19 protein-coding genes are annotated in these 18,373 nt (G+C 72.5%); 8 read left to right on the top strand and 11 right to left on the bottom strand.

Annotated elements, in window-relative coordinates:
• Positions 1 to 46 precede the first annotated feature (46 nt).
• The 5 genes from ITJ68_RS13435 to pnuC all read right to left on the bottom strand — a co-directional run bounded on the left by ITJ68_RS13435 (position 47) and on the right by pnuC (position 3,042).
• Positions 47 to 394 (bottom strand): transcriptional regulator, encoded by a 348-nt coding sequence (locus ITJ68_RS13435; protein WP_323743322.1) that lies wholly within the window; start codon positions 392 to 394, stop codon positions 47 to 49.
• A complete protein-coding gene (locus tag ITJ68_RS13430) occupies positions 376 to 822 on the bottom strand; it encodes a chemotaxis protein CheY (RefSeq protein WP_194661751.1) in 447 nt (148 codons plus the stop codon). Before ITJ68_RS13430 ends, ITJ68_RS13435 begins: the two co-directional genes overlap by 19 nt.
• A 77-nt stretch (positions 823 to 899) precedes the next feature.
• Positions 900 to 1,595, bottom strand: a complete 696-nt coding sequence (locus tag ITJ68_RS13425; RefSeq protein ID WP_194661750.1) for a hypothetical protein — start codon at positions 1,593 to 1,595, stop codon at positions 900 to 902.
• Between the two features lie 63 nt (positions 1,596 to 1,658).
• Positions 1,659 to 2,351 (bottom strand): hypothetical protein, encoded by a 693-nt coding sequence (locus tag ITJ68_RS13420; protein WP_194661749.1) that lies wholly within the window; start codon positions 2,349 to 2,351, stop codon positions 1,659 to 1,661.
• A gap of 25 nt (positions 2,352 to 2,376) precedes the next feature.
• Positions 2,377 to 3,042 (bottom strand): nicotinamide riboside transporter PnuC, encoded by a 666-nt coding sequence (gene pnuC, locus ITJ68_RS13415; RefSeq protein WP_194661748.1) that lies wholly within the window; start codon positions 3,040 to 3,042, stop codon positions 2,377 to 2,379.
• A gap of 361 nt (positions 3,043 to 3,403) precedes the next feature.
• Between pnuC and ITJ68_RS13410 the strand changes: the two genes are divergently transcribed.
• From ITJ68_RS13410 to ITJ68_RS13395, 4 genes are all read left to right on the top strand, one after another.
• Positions 3,404 to 3,958, top strand: a complete 555-nt coding sequence (locus ITJ68_RS13410; RefSeq protein WP_194661747.1) for an alternate-type signal peptide domain-containing protein — start codon at positions 3,404 to 3,406, stop codon at positions 3,956 to 3,958.
• Positions 3,959 to 4,038: 80 nt separating this feature from the next.
• Complete coding sequence (locus tag ITJ68_RS13405) at positions 4,039 to 4,632, top strand: TasA family protein (protein ID WP_194661746.1); 594 nt, start codon at positions 4,039 to 4,041, stop codon at positions 4,630 to 4,632.
• Positions 4,629 to 5,519, top strand: a complete 891-nt coding sequence (locus ITJ68_RS13400) for a hypothetical protein (RefSeq protein ID WP_194661745.1) — start codon at positions 4,629 to 4,631, stop codon at positions 5,517 to 5,519. The genes ITJ68_RS13405 and ITJ68_RS13400 overlap by 4 nt, the downstream gene beginning before the upstream one ends.
• A complete protein-coding gene (locus tag ITJ68_RS13395; RefSeq protein ID WP_194661744.1) occupies positions 5,516 to 6,184 on the top strand; it encodes a signal peptidase I in 669 nt (222 codons plus the stop codon). The genes ITJ68_RS13400 and ITJ68_RS13395 overlap by 4 nt, the downstream gene beginning before the upstream one ends.
• On the opposite strand, the gene ITJ68_RS13390 is transcribed toward ITJ68_RS13395, so the two are convergent.
• Positions 6,151 to 7,710: a UDP-N-acetylmuramyl-tripeptide synthetase gene (locus ITJ68_RS13390; RefSeq protein ID WP_323743321.1), complete on the bottom strand. Its 1,560-nt coding sequence runs from the start codon at positions 7,708 to 7,710 to the stop codon at positions 6,151 to 6,153. The genes ITJ68_RS13395 and ITJ68_RS13390 overlap by 34 nt on opposite strands.
• Before the next feature lie 152 nt (positions 7,711 to 7,862).
• Between ITJ68_RS13390 and ITJ68_RS13385 the strand changes: the two genes are divergently transcribed.
• Positions 7,863 to 8,390 (top strand): hypothetical protein, encoded by a 528-nt coding sequence (locus ITJ68_RS13385; protein ID WP_194661743.1) that lies wholly within the window; start codon positions 7,863 to 7,865, stop codon positions 8,388 to 8,390.
• A gap of 207 nt (positions 8,391 to 8,597) precedes the next feature.
• On the top strand, positions 8,598 to 10,121 hold the full coding sequence (locus ITJ68_RS13380; protein ID WP_323743320.1) for a cryptochrome/photolyase family protein: 1,524 nt from the start codon (positions 8,598 to 8,600) through the stop codon (positions 10,119 to 10,121).
• Positions 10,122 to 10,211: 90 nt separating this feature from the next.
• On the opposite strand, the gene ITJ68_RS13375 is transcribed toward ITJ68_RS13380, so the two are convergent.
• The gene (locus ITJ68_RS13375; protein ID WP_194661742.1) at positions 10,212 to 10,616 is read right to left on the bottom strand and encodes a VOC family protein; all 405 of its coding nucleotides are present in this window, start codon (positions 10,614 to 10,616) and stop codon (positions 10,212 to 10,214) included.
• Positions 10,617 to 10,699: 83 nt separating this feature from the next.
• On the opposite strand from ITJ68_RS13375, the gene ITJ68_RS13370 reads away from it, so the two are divergent.
• Together ITJ68_RS13370 and ITJ68_RS13365 are read left to right on the top strand one after the other, a co-directional pair.
• Entirely contained in the window at positions 10,700 to 11,368 is a 669-nt protein-coding gene (locus ITJ68_RS13370; protein WP_194661741.1) for a hypothetical protein, read from the top strand.
• Between the two features lie 46 nt (positions 11,369 to 11,414).
• Positions 11,415 to 12,746, top strand: coding sequence for a GNAT family N-acetyltransferase (locus tag ITJ68_RS13365; protein ID WP_194661740.1), 1,332 nt, complete (start codon positions 11,415 to 11,417; stop codon positions 12,744 to 12,746).
• A 32-nt stretch (positions 12,747 to 12,778) separates the two neighbouring features.
• Here ITJ68_RS13365 and ITJ68_RS13360 read toward each other — a convergent pair whose 3' ends face one another.
• Genes ITJ68_RS13360 through ITJ68_RS13345 form a run of 4 tightly spaced genes read right to left on the bottom strand, consistent with a single transcriptional unit; the run spans position 12,779 to position 18,220 of the window.
• On the bottom strand, positions 12,779 to 13,777 hold the full coding sequence (locus ITJ68_RS13360; RefSeq protein ID WP_194661739.1) for an ABC transporter permease: 999 nt from the start codon (positions 13,775 to 13,777) through the stop codon (positions 12,779 to 12,781).
• Positions 13,774 to 14,709 (bottom strand): ABC transporter permease, encoded by a 936-nt coding sequence (locus tag ITJ68_RS13355; RefSeq protein WP_194628676.1) that lies wholly within the window; start codon positions 14,707 to 14,709, stop codon positions 13,774 to 13,776. Before ITJ68_RS13355 ends, ITJ68_RS13360 begins: the two co-directional genes overlap by 4 nt.
• On the bottom strand, positions 14,706 to 16,556 hold the full coding sequence (locus ITJ68_RS13350) for a dipeptide ABC transporter ATP-binding protein (RefSeq protein ID WP_194661738.1): 1,851 nt from the start codon (positions 16,554 to 16,556) through the stop codon (positions 14,706 to 14,708). Before ITJ68_RS13350 ends, ITJ68_RS13355 begins: the two co-directional genes overlap by 4 nt.
• On the bottom strand, positions 16,553 to 18,220 hold the full coding sequence (locus tag ITJ68_RS13345) for an ABC transporter substrate-binding protein (protein ID WP_194661737.1): 1,668 nt from the start codon (positions 18,218 to 18,220) through the stop codon (positions 16,553 to 16,555). The genes ITJ68_RS13350 and ITJ68_RS13345 overlap by 4 nt, the downstream gene beginning before the upstream one ends.
• Positions 18,221 to 18,373 lie beyond the last annotated feature (153 nt).

Raw genomic sequence — 18,373 nt, 5'->3', positions numbered from 1 at the left:
GCCCGACTGGAGGCCCGGTGCCAGCTGGCACCGGGCCTCCTGTCCGTCAGTGGTGACCGGGCGGCTCCTGGTCGCTGCCCGCGATCTGCCGCAGGGCGTCCAGGTGGCCGCGCCAGGCGGCGCGACCGTCGCGCGTCAGCGTCAACGAGGTCCGCGGGGTCTTGCCGACGAACGCCTTGCCGACGGCGACGTAGCCGGCGGCCTCGAGCGCTGCCACCTGCTTGCTGAGGGCGGAGTCGGTGATCTCCACGGCGTCACGGACCTCGCGGAAGCCGAGCGTCCCGGCGCGGTCGAGTGCGGCGACGATCGAGAACCGCACGGCGTTCTGCAGCAGGTCGTCGAGGCGGTGCCGCGGGTGGGTGCCCTGCTCGAGCGTCACGATCGCGACTCCCACGCGGCGCAGACGAGCGCGACGACGAGGACCAGGCCGGACGTGACGCCGGACCAGAGCACCGAGCCGTGGACCCAGCCGACGACCGCGATCGCGGCGCAGTAGGTCACGGCCCAGCTGGCGATGTAGACGGTCCAGCGCCGGCTGCTGGCGAAGGCCGAACGGCCGCGGATCGCCAGCATGAAGCCGATCACGAGCGCGACGAGCGCCGCGAGCGTGCCGACGTAGACCGCGGCGAACGCGGTGCCCGTCGTGAGCCCCATCGCCAGCGTGCCGAGCGAGGTCGCGACCCCGAGGGCCGTGATGAAGGTGACGTACGGCCAGCGCACGGCGTCGTGCGCGCGGCGACTGATGCGGTCCGCCCGGTCGAGCAGCTCGCGTGCGCCCGTCGGGTCGATGCCGCCGGTGGTGGTGGTGGTGGTGTCGGTCATGGTGTTCCCTCCCGTTGCCACCAGTCTGGCAAGCACTTGCCAACTTCGCAAGTGCTTTCTCGGGGAGAAACTAGAGGTCAGGCCAGGAGGATCGGGGACGTCGGCACCGAGCCGAGGTCCCTCGCCGGCACGGAGCCGAGGTCCCACGCCGGCACGTGGCGCCGACGCCAGCCTTCGCGGAGCGCCCGCACGGCGTGCTCGAACTCCGTCAGGGCGTCGAGGTGCGGACGGACGAGCATCTGGATCTGCAGGCCCTCGTAGACGGCGAGGAGCTGCGTCGCGGCACGCTCGGGCGCGATGACGATCGACTCGATGCCGGCGTCGACGTCCCGCTGCAGGCCGACGGTGAGCCCGACGACGTAGTCCTGGTAGCGCTTCCGGAACAGGTCGGCGAAGCTCGTGCCGGCACCGGCCATGTTGATGACGCCGGCGAGCACCCGGACGCGGCCCGGGTCGGCGACGTCCTCGGCGAGCATCTGCCGGACGTGCTCGACCGTGCAGGTGGGGGTCCGGCGGCGGGTCGAACTGCGCATCGCCGTCCAGTGGTCGTACGTCACGAGCAGCAGCGCGTCCCACGTCGGGAACGCGCGGGAGACGGCGTCGAGCGGGAGCCCGGCGACGTCCGCCACGACCGCGGCGTCGACGTCGTTGAAGGGGTGCAGCCGGTAGGCGCGGATCGCGGCACGGACGAGGCGCTCGGCGATGGTCTGTTCTGGCAACGGCTGCTCGGCGTCGAGCGTCCCGTCGGAGAGTCCCTCGGTGAGTGTCTGCACTCGGACATCCCATCGCACAGGTGGGGGCTCCGTCGTGTCCCAGTGCGGGGGGTGCTCGCGCGCTCAGGCCTCGGGCAGGCCGAGCTTCGAGCCGCGGGGGTCGCGGTTCCTGGTGGGTGCGGCGGGCGGTGGGTCGTACCGGGGCATCACCTCGGCACGGCGGCGGGCGGCGTCGGCGCGACCCAGGCCGAGCAGTGCGGTGATCGCGGTCGACGACTGGAGCAGCGCGAACACGGGCGGCAGGAGCAGGAGGACCAGCTCGTCGGTGGACGCGAGCCCGACGACGAGCAGGCCCACCCATGCGACGAGCCACCCGACGGGGAGCCAGCGCGTCCGGTCGAACACAACGACGCCAGCGCCCGCCGACGCCTCGGCACGTCGCAGCACCGCGTCGCGGTCCTCGGGGAGCATCGCCGGCGCTCGGGGGCCGAACTGCTGACCGATGCGCTCGGAGCGTCGCCAGTCGCCGGTCAGGGCCGCGGGCTCGAGGGTGGCCGGGGTCGACGCCGTCCGCAGGAAGGTGGCGGCGAGGCAGCCCACGGCGGCGGCGAACGCCACGATCCCGACGAGGGCCAGCGCGAGCGGCGCCTCCAGCACGGCCTGCCAGAGCAGCTGCGCGACGACGCCGACCGTGCCGAGCACCATCGCGACGAGGCCGCAGACGAGGGTGCGCCGCCGGACGCGCGCGGCGTCGAGGAACTCGGTGCGGCGCGCGCGGTACACGCGCCACCCGGTAACGACGGCTGCCTCGGTCATGTCGTCATCATGCCCCCTGCGGTGGTCAGCCGACGGTGACCGGGGCAGCGGACGGACGGGTGCGCTGCCGCATCCACACGAAGAACCCAGTGAGGGTGAAGACGCCGTACACGACGTACATCAGCCCGGAGGCGTAGTACCCGGCCGAGAAGAGCAGCGGCACCCCGACCAGGTCGACGGCGACCCAGATCAACCAGAACTCGACCCAGCCCTTCGCCATGCCGTACGTCGCGAGCAGGGACCCGACGAAGATCCAGGCATCGGACCAGACGGGCTCGTAGGAACCGAGCGCGCGGAAGACGGGCGTGAGCAGCGCCGTGCCACCGACCAGGGCGACCACGAGCAGCCCGCGCGTCCGCCAGGAGGCCCAGCGCGGGTCGATCACGGTGACCGACTCCGCAGGGCGGTGCGTCCAGCGGTACCAGCCGTAGACGCTGACGATGATGAACATCACCTGGCGGCCGGCCTGCCCGAGCAGGTTGACGGGGTTCGGGGTGTCGAAGAGCGCGCCCATGAAGACCGTGAAGAGCAGGGCGTTGCCGACGATGCCGACAGGCCAGGCCCAGATGCGTCGACGCATCCCGCCGAGCGCGCTGAGCAGGCCGAAGACGTTGCCGATCACCTCGCGCCAGAGCACCGTCTGGTCCCCGATGACGATCTGCGCGTCGAACAACCAGCGCACGATGCCCATGGTCCCCTTCTCGATTCCGGTCGATGCAACCGTATGGGTCTGGTGGGCATTCCTCCGGGATGTCCGTCGAAACGGGGTACAGATCGCGTCGGCACTCCTGGGGACGAAAATCACCCCCGTTTTGGGTCCATTCAGACGCATCATCTTTGTTGTCAGCACTTTGGGGGACCGGTAGCGTCGATGTCAGACGGAATCCAGCCCGCCCGAGCCGCCCTGAGCTCCGGAGCCCGGCGGTCCCGCTCGGCACCGGTCAGCCGCGACCCTCGTACCACGGGGTCGATGACACCGTCCCGCCTGCACGCAACCCGAACCACCGTGCCGGCGGCCTCAGCGCTCCCTCCAGCGCAGGAACGGATCCACCATGCACAAGATCGTCACGGGTGCCCTCGCCGGCGCCGCCGGCATCGCGCTCCTCCTCGGAGGGGCGGGCAGCTTCGCGCTCTGGAACGCCAACGCCTCCAGCGCCGCGTCGTCCATCAGCTCCGGCACCCTGACCCTCACGGCTGCGAACGACGGCGTGTGGACCGACCTGACGAACGGCCGCTCCGCCACGATCAACCCCGCGTCCGTGCTCATGGTGCCCGGCAACAAGTACCAGTTCACGCAGACCCTCAACATCGCCGCGACCGGCCAGGACCTCAAGGCGAACCTGACCTACGCGAACCAGAGCATCACGGGCGACTCCGGCCTGATCGCCGCGACGACGAAGACCCTCGCGGTCACGTCCTCGAGTGCGTCGGTCGTGCAGTCGACCTCCTCGACCAACACCTTCGTGGTCTCTCCCGCCGCCGGCACCTCGGCCGTGAAGGTCGTCTTCACGATCGAGCTGCCCTCGTCGGCCACCACGGGCCAGAACGGCTCCGTCAACGTCGGCGCGCTCGCGTTCACGCTGACGCAGACCGCGATCGGCTCCTGATCACCGGCGCGGTCGGTCCCTGATCCGTCGACCGCGCCGGTTCCACCACCACGACCACGTCCACCGGGGGGTGACGGGAAATGACCAGTTCGACCGCATCACGACGTCGCCACCGCGCGCCGTCGCGTCACCGCTGGGTGTGGGCCACCGCGCTCGCCCTGGCGGTCGCCGTGGTCGCGTCGGTGCTCGGCACCGGCGGGACCTACGCCCTGTGGAACGCCTCGGCGAACACGAATTCCTCGGTCGTGCGCTCGGGTACCGCGACGCTGACCGTGAGCCCGCTGTCGCCGATGTACCAGACGGCGATCGGCCCGGGGTCGAGCACGACGGGGACGTTCACCGTGCGGAACACGGGGACGGTCCCGCTCTCGATGCGCGTGGCCATCACCGCGACGAAGGTGTCCTACGCCGACACCACCGACGACGTCGTCCTCGACGCGCAGACCCTGCGGCTCGCGTCCGTCGGTTCGGCGGCCGAGTGCCACGCGGGCATCTCCGGCGCGACCGGTCCGCTCGCCACCTTCGACACCGGCAGCGGGTACTACACCCTGCCCCCGGGCGCCTCCGGCATGGGCTGCATCGAGATCCTGCTGTCGATGGACGCACCGCAGAGCGTGTCTGGCGCCGTGACCGACTTCACGATGACCGTGACCGGGACGCAGGTCGCGCCGTGAGCCGCCGGGTCCGCGTGCTCCTCGCCGCGATGCTGAGCCTGGCGCTGGTCGTCGGCGGTTCGAGTGCCGCGTGGGCGCTGTGGACCGCGTCCGCGAAGGCGACGTCGAGCACGACGATCGGCAAGCTCGCCGCCGGGATCAAGGGTGCACAGGACCTCACGACGACGTTCTCCGGCACGGTCACCTCGCTGACCAAGCCCCTGACGCTGATGAACTCGGAGAACCTGCGGGGCACCACGACGACCTCCGTCAGTGTCACGAGTGACAGTTCGCTCGCGCTCGCGCAGGCCATCGACGTCGTCGCCTGGCCGGTCCCCACGACGGCGGACTGCACAGACGGCGCGCCCGTCGGCAGCGGGTCGATCACCGGCACCTGGGCGTCACTGCCGAGCATGACCACGACGCTCGCCGCCCACACCGAGGTGGTGTGGTGCACCAGGAGCACGCCGCGGGCGTCCGCGCCGACCCCGGCGACGGCCAACATCCGGGTCACCCTGACGACGAGCTGGGGGTCCTGGGTCTCCGCTCCGGTCTCGGGCGGGTTCTACCTGAACACCTCCGCGGCGACGACCGCGTCCCCCGCCACGACGTGCACCGACCACGACGGCAACTACGTCGACCTGACCTGGCCGGCGTCGTCGCGTCCGACCGAGACCTGGTACGCGGCCTACGTCGGCGACACGATGGTCGGGAAGACGTCGCAGGACTACTCCGGCTCGATCCAGCTCGCGCCGTCAGACTTCCCGTCGTCGATCCCCGCCGGCACCTCGACCGTCGTGGTCAAGGTGGTCGACAGCACCGGTGCACCCACCTCGACGGTCGCCGGCAGCGGACCGGTGACCCTGTTCACGCAGAACGACGGAGCGGCGATCCGATGCGGCGCATGACCCTGACCCCACGTCCGGACTCGACCCGACGTCCGGCCCCGCGCCCGCGCACCGGCTGGCGGGCCGCACTGCACGCGATCGCATTGGGCCTGAGCACCGGGCTGCTGCTCGCGGTCGTCGGGGTCGCCCTCGTGGTGATCGTGGTCCCGAAGGCCACCGGGTCCACGCCGCTGACCGTCCTGACGCAGTCGATGGAGCCGACGCTGCCCCCCGGCACGCTGCTCGTCGTCCGACCGACCCCGGTCGACGACATCCACGTGGGGGACGTCGTGACCTACCAGATCGCGTCGGGGCAGCCCGAGGTCGTCAGCCACCGCGTCGTGTCGATCGCGACCGCGTCGGACGGATCCAGGAGCTTCGTGCTCAAGGGCGACAACAACGCCGTCGCGGACGCGGCAGCGGTGGTGCCCGCGCAGGTGCGCGGTGTCGTCTGGTACAGCGTCCCCGGGATCGGCTGGGTCAACCAGCTCGTCAACGGGTCCCGCAGCTGGCTCGTCCCGACGATCGCCGCGGTGCTGCTCACCTACGGCGCGGTGATGATCATCGCCGGCACGGTCTCGGAATCCCGGCGTCGTCGTCGCCGCGCACGCCGCCCAGGTCCTCGGCACGTCGCCGGGTACCGGCGGACGGGTCAGCCGCACGGGACGGTGTCCTCCGCCGGGTGACCCGCCTCGGCGAGCGCCATGCGGGCGTCCTCGAACGACGAGTACGGCACGTGCTCCGCGCGGACGTCCCGGTAGTCGGTGAGTCCCGGTCCCGCCCAGTAGACGACCCCGTCGTCACCGATCGCGGCGAGCGCCGTCCGGATCGCGGTCGCCGGATCGGGTTCCTCGACGATGAGCGCCTCCGACCCGACTGACCGCGCGCCAGCCAGGATCGCCGCGCGGATCGGGGCGGGGTCCTCGAAGCGGGGGTGGTGGTCGGCGACCACGACGACGTCGGCCGCGGTCGCCGCGACGACGCCCATGCCGTGTCGCTTGGTCGGGTCCCGGTCGCCGTCGGCGCCGAGGACGATCGCCACGCGCGCGGGGGCGACGGCACGGACCGCCTCGAGGCTCTTCGCGAAGGCGTCGGGCGTGTGGGCGAAGTCGACGAACACCCGCGGGCCGGTCGGTGCCGAGGCGTCGGACATCCGACCGGGGACGACGACCTCGAGCCGGTCGCCCACCGCGGCTCGGAGGCGCTCGGGACCGACCTCGGCGCGGATCAGCATCGCCATCGCGAGGCCGGTGTCCGCCGCCATGTGCCGGCCGAGCAGCGGCACCTCGGTGACGATGTCCGTGCCGTCCGGTCCGGTCAGGCGGAAGCGCGTGCCGTCCAGGCGCTGGTCGAGCACGGCCACCCGCCAGGTCGCGTCCTGCTCGGGCAGCGAGGTGATCGTCTCGACGGGGACGCCGGCGTCGCGGACGATCGTCCGGCCCGCGGCGCTGTCCACCGAGACCACACCACGGCGCGCGTGCTCCGGGGTGAACAGTGCCGCCTTCGCCCGGAGGTACGTGTCCATGTCCGCGTAGTCGTCGAGGTGGTCGTGGCTGAGGTTCGTGAACCCGGCGACGTCGAACCGCACGCCGTCGAGCCGGTGGCGGCTGAGGCCCTGCGCACTGGCCTCCACCGCGATGCCCCGGACGCCCTGCTCGGCGGCGCGGGCCAGGAAGGCGTGCAGCTCCGGCGCCTCCGGGGTGGTCAGGCGCGCGGCGACGGCGTCGTCCCGGACCCGGCGTTCCGCGGTCGACGTGAGCGCGGTGGGCCACCCCAGCCGACGCATGAGCGCGTCGAGCACGTACACGGTCGAGGTCTTGCCGTTCGTGCCCGTCACCCCGAGCATCGGGGCACCGAGGTCGCCCGTGCCGTACACCGCGCGGGCAGCGGCACCGAGGACGCCCCGGACGTCGGGCACCACGACGACGGGCAGTCCGCTCGCGGTCGCGGTCGGCTCCCCGGCGGCGTCGGTCAGGACCGCGACGGCACCCGCTCGACGGGCGGCCTCGACGTGGTCCGCCCCGTGTCCGTGGCGTCCGGGCAGGGCCGCGAAGAGCACGCCGGGCCGGGCGTCCCCGGTGCTGACCGTCATCCCCGTGACGAGGACGTCGCGCCCCGGCGCGGTGGCTCCGACGGCGCTGCCTCCGACCGCGTCGGCGACGGCGCGGAGGCTGACATGGCGGAGGTGCTCGGGGTCGAATGCGTGGGGCACTGGGACGTTCCTCGTCGTCGGGTCGGCGTCCCCGGAGCGGGCGACGCTGCCCGTTCATGGAACGCCGTCCCGTCCGCGTACCGGTCCAGTCGCACGTACCCCGCCTGCTCGCTGCGGCCCGTGCCGGACCCCCGCGTCTAGGCTCTGGGGACGTGACGGACGGTGTGGCACGGGCGCAGGCACTGCTCGACGACGCCGCCCGACGACTGCGGACCGCCGGTGTCCGGGACGAGGCCCTCGGCGAGTACGTCCGGCCGAAGGCGGTGCTCGGCATCCGCCGCGAGCCGACCATGCGCCCGCTCGGTCGGGTCTGGCGGGTCGGGGCCCTGCTGATCGGGTCCTCCCTGGAGACCGGGGGCCGGGTCTGGGCGACGGGCACCATCACCCGCGTCACCGACCCCGGGCGGGCGCAGTTCGTGTCCGTGTCCGCCGAGACCCGTCGTGCCTACCGCGCGGCAGCCGTCCGCGGTCGCTTCGACGCGGGCGACACGGTGAACCACGGCGCGACACCGATCCCCCTCGACGACGCGCTGGTCGACGGCGACGGGGTGCTGTTCGTGCGCGGCGCCGAGCCGTTCGTCCGGTGGTCACCGACCTCCGGCGCTGCCGTCCCCCTCGTCGACTACCTGACCGACCGCGTCGCGCTGCTGGTCGACCCACCCGCAGGCGCCACCGACTGACCGCCCCACCCCTCCCAGCCCCACACACCGCCCGCCCGACCGGTCACGACTCCCCGCGCACGTCCGGCGAACGGCCGCGAACCGTCGGCCCGGAGCCACCGGCCCGACCGTTCTCGGCCACCCGACGACGCGCACGCGGGGTGTCCTGACCACTCGGGGCACCCGCCAGCCCAGCGGCACGCGGGCGGACCGCGTAGCGTCCGCGAGGTGACCGACTCGCCACGCCGCCGTCTCGTGCTCCCCGGCCAGTACGGCCCGCTGTTCGACGACGGCGGCCCCGCGGTCGTCGTCGAGGCCCGCGAGTTCTTCACCGCCCGCCCCGTGCACCGAGCCAAGGCACACCTGTGGTTGAGCGCCCTCCGACACCGGGTGCGCGAGCTCGGCGACCGGGCGGACCACGTCCAGGTCCTCCGACTGGAGGATGTGCTCGCCGGACAGGACGACCTCGAGGTCGTGGACCCGCCGTCCCGGACCCTCCGCTGGCAGGTGCGGGAGCACGGCGTGACGGTCCTGCCGAGCCGCGGGTTCGTCACCTCCGAGGACGACTTCGCCGCCTGGGCCCGCGGCCGCGGCGGGCGGTTCCTGATGGAGGCCTTCTACGAGCAGGTGCGCCGTCGCGAGGGTTGGTTGATGGACGGCACCGCCCCGGTCGGCGGCGTCTTCAGCCACGACGCCGACAACCGGCAGCCCCCGCCGCGCGGCGCGACGACCCTCGGGCTGCCCGGACCGTGGTCGCCGACGGAGGACGCGATCGACGCCGAGGTGCGCGAGGACCTCGACCGGTGGGAGCGCGACGGTGTCGTGCAGTTCGTCGGACGCGACGACCGCCGCCGCTTCGCCGTCACCGCCGACGAGGCCAGAGCAGCGCTCGACGACTTCCTCGAGGTCCGGCTCGGCGACTTCGGACCGTACGAGGACGCCGTCCTGACCAACGACCGGACGATGGCGCACTCGCTGCTGAGCGTGCCGCTGAACCTCGGCGTGCTGGACCCGCGCGACGCGGTCACGGCAGCGGTCCGCGCGTACGAGGACGGCGGCGCCCCCATCGGCAGTGTCGAGGGCTTCGTCCGACAGATCGCGGGCTGGCGCGACTACGTCTGGCACCTCTACTGGTGGCTCGGGGACGAGTACGGCGCCGATGCGTCGGCACTCGGGACGCGGAACGACGGACCGCGGAAGGACCGGCCGCGGAACGGCGGACCGTCGAACGGGTCCTCGCTCCCCCGCTGGTGGCGCGAACTCGACTCGTCCGAGGTGGACGCGGTCTGCCTGTCCACCGCGCTCGACGACGCCAGGGACCACGGCTGGCTGCACCACATCCAGCGGCTGATGGTCCTCGGGAACTTCTCGCTCCAGCGGGGCTGGGACCCCGTGGAGCTGACCGAGTGGTTCACCGACGTCTTCGTCGACGGCACCGACTGGGTGATGCCGGCGAACATCATCGGGATGTCGCAGCACGCGGACGGCGGGGTCGTCGCCACGAAGCCGTACGCGGCCGGCGGGCGCTACATCGACAGGATGACGGACCACTGCGGCGGCTGCCGGTTCGACCCGACGGAACGGCTGGGCGAGGACGCCTGCCCGTTCACCGCCGGGTACTGGGCGTTCCTCGACCGGGCGGAGCCAGCGCTCCGGGGCAACACCCGCATGACGCGGCCGCTGCAGCAGCTCCGGCAGATGCCGGACCGCGAGCAGGTCGTCGCCCAGGAGGCCGCCCGGCGCATGCCGTGACGGCGCACGGTCGCGACCACCCACCGGACGGGAGGCTCGGTGCGGGCTGGCACCGGGCCTCCCGTCCGGTGGTCCGTGCGGTCAGGGCGGTCAGGGCGCCGCAGGCGGCTCCGGGTGCATCCAGAACGGCGACCAGTGGTAGCCGTCCGGGTCGTCGAACTGGCGCTGGTACATGAACGGGTACTCGTCGGTGTCGCCGACCCGCCCGCCGGCCGCTGCAGCGCGCTCGACCAGGTCGTCGACCGCCTGACGGCTGTCGAGGTCGAACGAGACGGTGACCTTCGACGGGGTGTCCGGTCCGCCCACGAGCTCCTCGGACCCGCCGACGCTGGCGTACAGCTCGCGGCTGGTGAGCATGACGTACTGCTCCGGCGCGATGGCGAAGCACGAGGCCTGCTCGCCCGACATCGCGGGGTCGAGCGTCCAGCCGAGGGCCCGGTAGAAGGCCGTCGCGCGCTCGACGCTCTCGACGGGACAGGTGATGAAGAGGCTCATGCGGTGATCGTCCTCGGGTCCGGCGTGCTGGTCAAGGTCACTCCGTGCGCTCTCACCTGCTCCACCTGGCAGGCTCTGGAGACATGGGCGCACGGAGCAGGACGATCAGCATCCTGATGGCGGTCCAGGCAGTCGGCGCGCTGCTGGTGGTCCTGCTCGGCGAGCGCACCGTGCGGGCCGTGACGGTCACGCTCGACGGCCTGCCGACCCGGACGCTCTCGCACGTGGACCTCGGCGTCGCGACGGTCGTGGTGCTCGCGCTGTCGGCCGCGGCGTGGGCGCTGCCAGCACGGTCCGGCGCGCTGCCGTCGGCGTCCGGCGCGTCGCCTGCGTGGTGGGCAGGTGCGCTCGACCCGCTGCTGACCACGCCGATCACCCTGTTCGTCATCGCGCAGCTCAACGGCGTCCGCGACGTCGGTGCACTGGTCGGCGTCTACGCCCTGGCGTCGGCCGGGGTGCTGTTCGCGGTGGTCCAGCAGCGCGACGAGCGGTCCACCGACGGGTCCCACGTGGCACTCGGGCTCGGGTCGGCGGTCGGGATCGTGCCGTGGGGCATCGTGGCGTTCCACCAGGTGGGCGCCGGGGTCGTCGGACACCCGTTCCCGGGCATCGTCGTGGTGGTCACGCTGACGGCGCTCGCCGCGGCGGTCGCCGAGTTCGTCGCGACGTGGCGCCGACAGCCGGTCGCGGCGTCGGTGCTGCGCGCCGTGGGGTTCTCGCTCGTCGCGTGGCTCGTCGTCGCCACGCTCTGACCCTGGTCCCTCGGTCCGCCGGACACCGCCCCGATAGGGTCGGAGCGTGGCACCGATCAACGACGACTTCAGCGACCGCTTCGACCTGCGCGAGTTCACCCCCGGCACCGATGCCGACGGGGCACCCGACGCCCGCACCGCTCCGTGGATGGACGCCGTGGGCATGGGCTTCCACGAGGGCACCCTGTCGCCCGAGTCCGCCGCGCGCATGGCGGCCAACTTCGTCGAGGACGGAGAGACCTTCCTCGGCGTGTACCTCCGCGAGCCCTTCCCCGGCTCCGTCGACGAGACCTGGCCCGTCGGCACGTTCACCTGGCTCCGCAAGGGGCTGAGCTGGGGCGACGGTGCACGCGTGGACACGCAGGCCATCACCGGGGTGACGGTCCGACCGACCGAGCGTCGCCGCGGGATCCTCCGCGCCATGATGACGCACGCCCTGACCCGCGGTGTCGAGCAGGGCTACGCGCTCGCCTCGCTCACCGCGTCCGAGGGCACGATCTACCGGCGCTTCGGCTTCGGCAGCGCGATCCGCGAGCGGGCCGTCAGCGTCCGGCGGAACCGGGCGCTGCCGTTCCTGGCACCGACCTCGGGCACCGTGAGCGTCGTGCCGCTGGCCTGGCTGGCCGACGGCGTCGGACGCGGCGTCTTCGACCGCTTCCACGAGCGCACGCCCGGCTCCATGGTCCGCAACTCCGGCACGTGGCCCATCGTCTTCGGTGCGCTGACCGGCGACGGCGAGAAGGCGAAGGACGTCCGCGGCGCCGTGCACCGGGCCGAGGGCACCGACGAGATCGACGGCTACGTCACCTGGAAGGTCAAGGACTCGGGCGGCCAGACCACCGTCGAGGTCGTGGACCTCGTGTACACGGACGACGCCGCCTACCTCTCGATGTGGGAGTTCCTGCTCTCGATCGACCTCAACGACGTGGTGCAGTACAAGCGCTCGCGGCTCGACGACCCGATCGTGGCAGCGCTCGCCGACAACCGCGCGTACGACGTCGACCACGAGGAGGACCACGTCTGGCTGCGCGTGCTCGACGTCGCGGCGACGCTGTCCTCGCGGCCGTACGCGGTCGACGGCTCGGTGACGCTCGCGGTGTCCGACGCGATGGGCTTCGCCACGGGCACGTACCGGCTCGACGTCGTGTCGGGCGCGGGCACGGTCACGCGGTTGTCGTCCGACGTCCTCAGCGAGGTCGACGGAGCCGGTGTCGACGTCGCGCTCGACGTGGCCGACCTCGGTGCGCTGCTGATCGGCTCGGTGTCCCCGGTGACGCTCGCCGCCGCCGGGCTGCTCCGGGCGTCGGACGAGGCCGCACTCCGGCTCCGCGCGATGCTGCTGCCCCCGCGGACGCCGCACGGCATCACGTACTTCTGAGGCGCGGGGGGGCAGACGACGCGACGGCCCGTCTACCCCCGCCGCCGCACGCGGGGATCGACCACGCTGTAGACCACGTCGACGACCACGTTCGCGGTGACCACCAGGAACGCCGAGAACAGCGTGAAGCCGACGACCACCTGCAGGTCGAGCGTGTGCACCGCGTCGATGAGCAGCGCCCCGAGGCCCTGCATCGAGAACACCTTCTCGGTGATGACCGCCCCGCCGAGCAGCGACCCGAGGTCGAGCCCGAACAGGGTCACCACGGGCAGGATCGCCGTCCGCAGCCCGTGCCGCACGACGACCTGGCGTTCGCGGAGGCCCTTGGCGCGAGCCGTCCGGACGAAGTCCTGCGACATCGACTCGAGCATCTCGCCCCGGGTCAGGCGGGCGTAGATCGCGGCGCTGATGAACGCGAGCACGCACCACGGCAGCACCAGGTGGGTGAACCAGCCGACCGGGTCCTCGGTGAAGGGCACGTACCCGCTGGTCGGCAGCACCCCGAGCACGAACCCGAACAGCAGGATCGCGAGCAACCCGACCAGGTACGACGGCGCGGAGACCCCGGCGACGGCGATGCCCATCACGGTGCGGTCGAGCAGGGACCCCCGGCGCAGTGCCGAGGCCGCTCCCCCGGCGACACCGGCGACGAGCCACAGCAGGGCGGCACCGACGGCGATCGAGGCGGTGACGGGCAGCCGCGTGAGGATGAGCGAGGTGACGCTGTCGTGGAGCTGGAACGAGTACCCGAAGCACGGTGCCGCGCAGTGGATGACCGAGGCGCCGGTGCCGAACGTCCGACCGGTGACGATCCCGCCGAGGTACGCGCCGAACTGGGCGATCCACGGCTTGTCCGTGCCGAGGAACGCCTGCACCTCGCGCAGCCGGTCCGGGGTGCAGGGCTTGTCGCAGATGGCGCGCGCGGGGTTCGTCGGCAGCAGCATGAACAGCGCGTACGTCACCGCGGCGACGACGAGCAGCACGACCACGGCGCCGAGCACGCGGAACAGGACGAAGCGGAACGCGGTCACCGGGTGCCTCCGCGCGGGTCGAGGGCGTCGCGCAGGGCGTCGCCGAGCACGTTGAACGCCAGGGTCACGAGGAACAGGGCGATGCCGGGGAACAGCAGGTACATCGGGTCGGTCTGCACCCAGCCGATCGCGTCGCCGATGCTGCGACCCCACGACGGCGTCGGCGGGGTGACGCCCACGGCCAGGAACGACAGCGCGGCCTCGGCACCGATCATCGACGGGATCGAGATCGTCGCGTAGACGGTGATCGTCGCGGCGAGGTTCGGCAGCAGCTGCGTCCGGATGACGTGCCACCGCCCGGCGCCGAGCGCGGTCGAGGCGACGACGTAGTTCCGCGACCGCAGGGACAGCGTCTGCCCGCGGATGACCCGCGCGACGGCCGGCCACCCGAAGAACCCGATGACCAGCACGACGAGCAGCGGCTTCGGGAACGACGTCGGCACGATGGCGGTGAGCGCGATCATGAACACGAGCGACGGGAACCCGAACATCACGTCGACGACCCGGCTCAGCACGCGGTCGTACCAGCCGCCGAAGAACCCCGTCGTGACGCCGACGAGCACACCGATGACGATCGACATCGCGGTCGCCGCCAGGCCGATCCCGAGCGAGGTCCGCGCGCCGTACGTGACGATCGCGAACAGGTCGCGCCCGGTCAGCGGCTCGACGCCGAACCAGTGCGTGCCGCTGACCCCGCCGAGCGCTCCCCGCGGTGCCCCGAAGGAGTTGAGCGCCCCGATGTGGTAGCTGTACGGGTCCTGCCCGCTGATCCCGGCGATCACGGGGGCGAGGACGGCGACGAGCAGGAAGACCGCGATGACGACCGCGCTCGTGACGGCCCAGCGGTCCTGCCGGACGCGTCGGACGACCGCGCGGAACCCGGTCGACCGACCGGAGGCGGCGACGGGCCGCTCGACGACGTTCGCGGTCACGGTCCCACCTCCACGAGACGACGCCAGGCGGCACGGCGAGCGGCCTGGCGAGCCGGATCGGCCACGGGGGCGGCGGCGAGCAGCATGCGCGTGTAGTCCTCCTGCGGGTCGTCGAGCACGGTCTCGGTGCGGCCACGTTCGACGACGCGGCCGTCGTGGAGCACGACGACCTCGTCCGCGAGCTGGCGCACCACCGCGAGGTCGTGGCTGATGAGCAGCATGCCGAACCCGAAGTCGTCCTGCAGCGCGGAGAGCAGGTCGAGCACGGCCGCCTGCACCGTCACGTCGAGCGCGGAGGTCGGTTCGTCGGCGACGACGAGCGCCGGCCGCAGCGCGAGGGCCCGAGCGACCGCCACACGCTGACGCTGCCCGCCGGACAGCTCGTGCGGGAACCGCTCCGCCCAGGTCGGGTCGAGCTGCACCGCGTCGAGCAGGTCGCGCACGCGCGTGCTCCGGTCGGCGGGCGTGGAGCCGTGGACCAGCAGCGGTTCGGCGATGCTCCACCCGATGGTCTGGCGCGGGTTCAGGGACGACGCCGGGTCCTGGAAGACGATGCCGACACGACTGCGGACCTCGCGCAGCCGTCGTCCGCGCGCCGTCCGGAGGTCGCTGCCGTCCACCTCGACGCTGCCGGCCACGACCGGCACGAGGCCGGAGAGCGCGCGCCCCACCGTCGACTTGCCCGACCCCGACTCCCCCACGAGGCCGAGCGTCTCCCCGGCCCGCAGCTCCAGGTCGATGCCCGAGACGGTCGGCGTGCCGCGCCGGTCGTACCGCACGCTCACGTCGCGCAGTCGCGCCACCACCGGCCGGGAGGCTCGGCTCGTCTCCGCCCCGCCGCTCGCGTCGCCGAGACTCGGCCCGGCCTCGCCGCTCGCGTCGCCGAGTCTCGGCCCGGCGGACAGATCGCGGCCTGCGCGCCCCGCATCCTGTCCGGCGGGGCGAGACTCGGCCGGCCCCGTTGCGGGCCGGGCGGGCGGGGCGGACGCCGGACGGGCCTCTCCCCACGCGCTCGGCCGCCCCGCAGCTCCGCAGGCTCCGCTGCGCGGCGGTACCGGCGCGAGTGGGCCCAGGGCGGGGACGGCGGCGAGCAGGGCTCGTGTGTACGCGGCCTGCGGGGCGGCGAACAGGTCGGCGACCGTGCCGTGTTCGACCGGCTCGCCGCGCCGCATGACGAGGACCTCGTCGGCGACGTCCGCGACCACACCCATGTCGTGCGTGATGAGCAGGACCGCGAGGTCGCGCTCGTGGCAGAGGTGTCGCAGCAGGTCGAGGATGCCCGCCTGCACGGTGACGTCGAGGGCGGTCGTCGGTTCGTCGGCGATGAGCGCGACGGGGTCACCGGCGAGGGCCATCGCGATCATCGCGCGCTGCAGCTGGCCGCCTGAGAGCTCGTGCGGGTACGCCCCTCGGATGCGTGCCGGGTCGTCGAGGCCCGCGGATCGCAGCAGTTCGTCGATGCGGGCGGACACCCCGGCACGGTCGAGGCCGCTCGGGTGGGCTCGGACCGCCTCGGCGATCTGCGTGCCGATCGACAGGACGGGGGTGAACGAGTTCATCGGCTCCTGGAAGACCACGCCGATGCCCGCGCCACGGACCGCGCGCAGGGACTCGACGGGCGCGCCGACGAGCTCCTCGCCGCGGAACCGGGCGCTGCCCGAGACCCGGGCCTGGGGTGGCAGGAGTCCGAGCACGCTCATCGCGCTGACGGACTTCCCCGAGCCGGACTCGCCGACCAGGGCGAGCACGCGGCCGGGCGTCAGCGCGAAGGAGACGTCACGCACGACGGGCTCCGCGTCGCCGAACGCGACACGGAGCCCCTCGACCTGCAGGATGGGGTCGCTCACTGGGCGAGCGAGACCTTGAGGTAGTTCGGGTACGCCGGGAAGTCCGCGATGCGGAAGTCCTGCACGTTCGACCCGGCCAGGAACGACTGCTTGGCGTAGGTCAACGGGACGATGGGCGCGTCGGCCATGATCTTCCGGTCCGCCTCGGCCCAGAGCTTCCGGGCGTCCTGCTGGTCGATGGTGCCGGTCGCCTCGGCGATGAGCGCGTCGACCTCCGGGTTGCTGTACTTCGAGACGTTGTAGCGGCCGCCACCGATCTCCGACGACGCGAAGAGCGGCTGGATGTTGGCGTTCGCGCTCGGGAAGTCGGGCTGCCAGCTGAACAGCGCCAGGTCGAAGTCGGTGCCGTCCGTCGTCGCCGTGTAGAACGAGTCGATGTCGAGCGGCTTGAGGGTCACGGCGATGCCCGCACGCTTGAGCCCGGCCTGGATCGCCTGCGCCTCGGCGAGGTTGGCGGGGTCGTTCTGTGTCGCGAGCGTGAGCTTCAGGTCGGTCGCGCCGGCCTTCTCCAGCAGCTGCTTCGCCTTCGCCACGTCACCGGTCGCACCCGGCTGGTAGAGGTCGTAGCTCTTCCGGCCGGCGATGCCGGGCGTGATGAGCGTCGAGGCGTAGCTGCCGGCGAGGGCACCACCCGAGGCGATCCGGTAGGACTTGCGGTCGACCGCGTACTGCAGGGCCTTGCGCACCTGGAGGTCCTTGAGGGCGCCACGCTGGGTGTTGATCGCCAGGTACTGGAGCGGACCGGCCTTCGACGTCGCGAGACGGTCCTGCGCGGACGGGTTGGCGCGCACCTGGTTCAGCTCGGCCGCACCCAGGAACGTGGCACCGAACGAGTTCTTCGCGTCGCCGTTGTCGGCGATGAGCGTCTGCGTGACCGTGGAGGGGTCCTGCGACTCCTTGAACACGACCTTCGACGGGCCGGCGGTCCGGACCGAGTCGGTCTTCGCGCTCCACTCCTTGTTCCGGACCAGGGTGATCTGCGACCCCTGCTGGTTGGCCTGCACCTGGTACGGGCCGCTCGCGACGGGCTTGGCGTCGTACGCGCCGGTGTCCGTGCCGTCGCCCTCGGGGACCGGGGAGAACGCGGGCATCGAGACGATCCACGGCCAGTCGCCGTAGGCCGCGGTGAGCTTGAACACGATCGTGGATTCGTCCGGCGTCTCGATGCTGTCGAGGGTCGTGCCGTCGAACGGCCCCCGGTACGTGTCGCCACCGACCAGCAGCGACTTGTGGTAGCTCAGGCCGCCGGGCAGGGGCGGCGCGAACGAGCGCTCGATGCCCCACTTGATGTCCTTCGTGGTGATGGCGGAGCCGTCCTGGAACGTGAGCCCCTTCTTGAGGTGGTACGTCCAGGTCTTGCCGCCGTCGCTCGAGTCGCCGGTGTTCGTCGCGAGGTCCGGGACCACCTTCGCGGTCTTCCCCGGCTCGACGTCCCAGGCCGTCAGACGACGGAGCACCAGGCCGAGCGACGTGATGCCGAGGCCCTGGCTGGTGGCGGGGTCGAGGTGGAACGACGTCGCCGTGGTCAGGACGTTCAGCGTCCCGCCCTTCTTCGTGCCGGAGGACGCGTCGTCGGAGGCGCCACCGCCCGAGCAACCGGTGAGGACCAGGGCTGCGGCTGCGGCGACGGCCGCGGTGATGGTCAGTCGGTTCGAGCGTCTCATGACGTGGTGCTCCTCGAGCGGTCGGTGCTGTGGGGCTCGCGGCCGATCCAGGCCGGGCGGCGTCCATCCTGACACCGCGCCCATGCGCACGGAGACAGCCGATGACGCACGACGCAACAATCCACGGAGCGGGGTGGACCGGTCGTTCTCGAT

The sequence above is a fragment of the Curtobacterium sp. VKM Ac-1395 genome, assembly GCF_015350975.1.
In the GTDB taxonomy this organism is placed as follows: Bacteria; Actinomycetota; Actinomycetes; order Actinomycetales; family Microbacteriaceae; genus Curtobacterium.
Note: the sequence above shows the minus strand (reverse complement) of the source record. Positions and strands in the feature narration are given on the sequence as shown.

What these genes read in the sequence shown, in the direction of transcription:
- ITJ68_RS13375 (WP_194661742.1), bottom strand. Translation starts at nt 10,616, where the DNA reads ATGAGCCTCTTCATCACCTGTCCCGTCGAGAGCGTCGAGCGCGCGACG.
- ITJ68_RS13430 (WP_194661751.1), bottom strand. Translation starts at nt 822, where the DNA reads ATGACCGACACCACCACCACCACCACCGGCGGCATCGACCCGACGGGC.
- ITJ68_RS13405 (WP_194661746.1), top strand. Translation starts at nt 4,039, where the DNA reads ATGACCAGTTCGACCGCATCACGACGTCGCCACCGCGCGCCGTCGCGT.
- ITJ68_RS13420 (WP_194661749.1), bottom strand. Translation starts at nt 2,351, where the DNA reads ATGACCGAGGCAGCCGTCGTTACCGGGTGGCGCGTGTACCGCGCGCGC.
- ITJ68_RS13345 (WP_194661737.1), bottom strand. Translation starts at nt 18,220, where the DNA reads ATGAGACGCTCGAACCGACTGACCATCACCGCGGCCGTCGCCGCAGCC.
- ITJ68_RS13370 (WP_194661741.1), top strand. Translation starts at nt 10,700, where the DNA reads ATGGGCGCACGGAGCAGGACGATCAGCATCCTGATGGCGGTCCAGGCA.
- ITJ68_RS13410 (WP_194661747.1), top strand. Translation starts at nt 3,404, where the DNA reads ATGCACAAGATCGTCACGGGTGCCCTCGCCGGCGCCGCCGGCATCGCG.
- ITJ68_RS13395 (WP_194661744.1), top strand. Translation starts at nt 5,516, where the DNA reads ATGACCCTGACCCCACGTCCGGACTCGACCCGACGTCCGGCCCCGCGC.
- pnuC (WP_194661748.1), bottom strand. Translation starts at nt 3,042, where the DNA reads ATGGGCATCGTGCGCTGGTTGTTCGACGCGCAGATCGTCATCGGGGAC.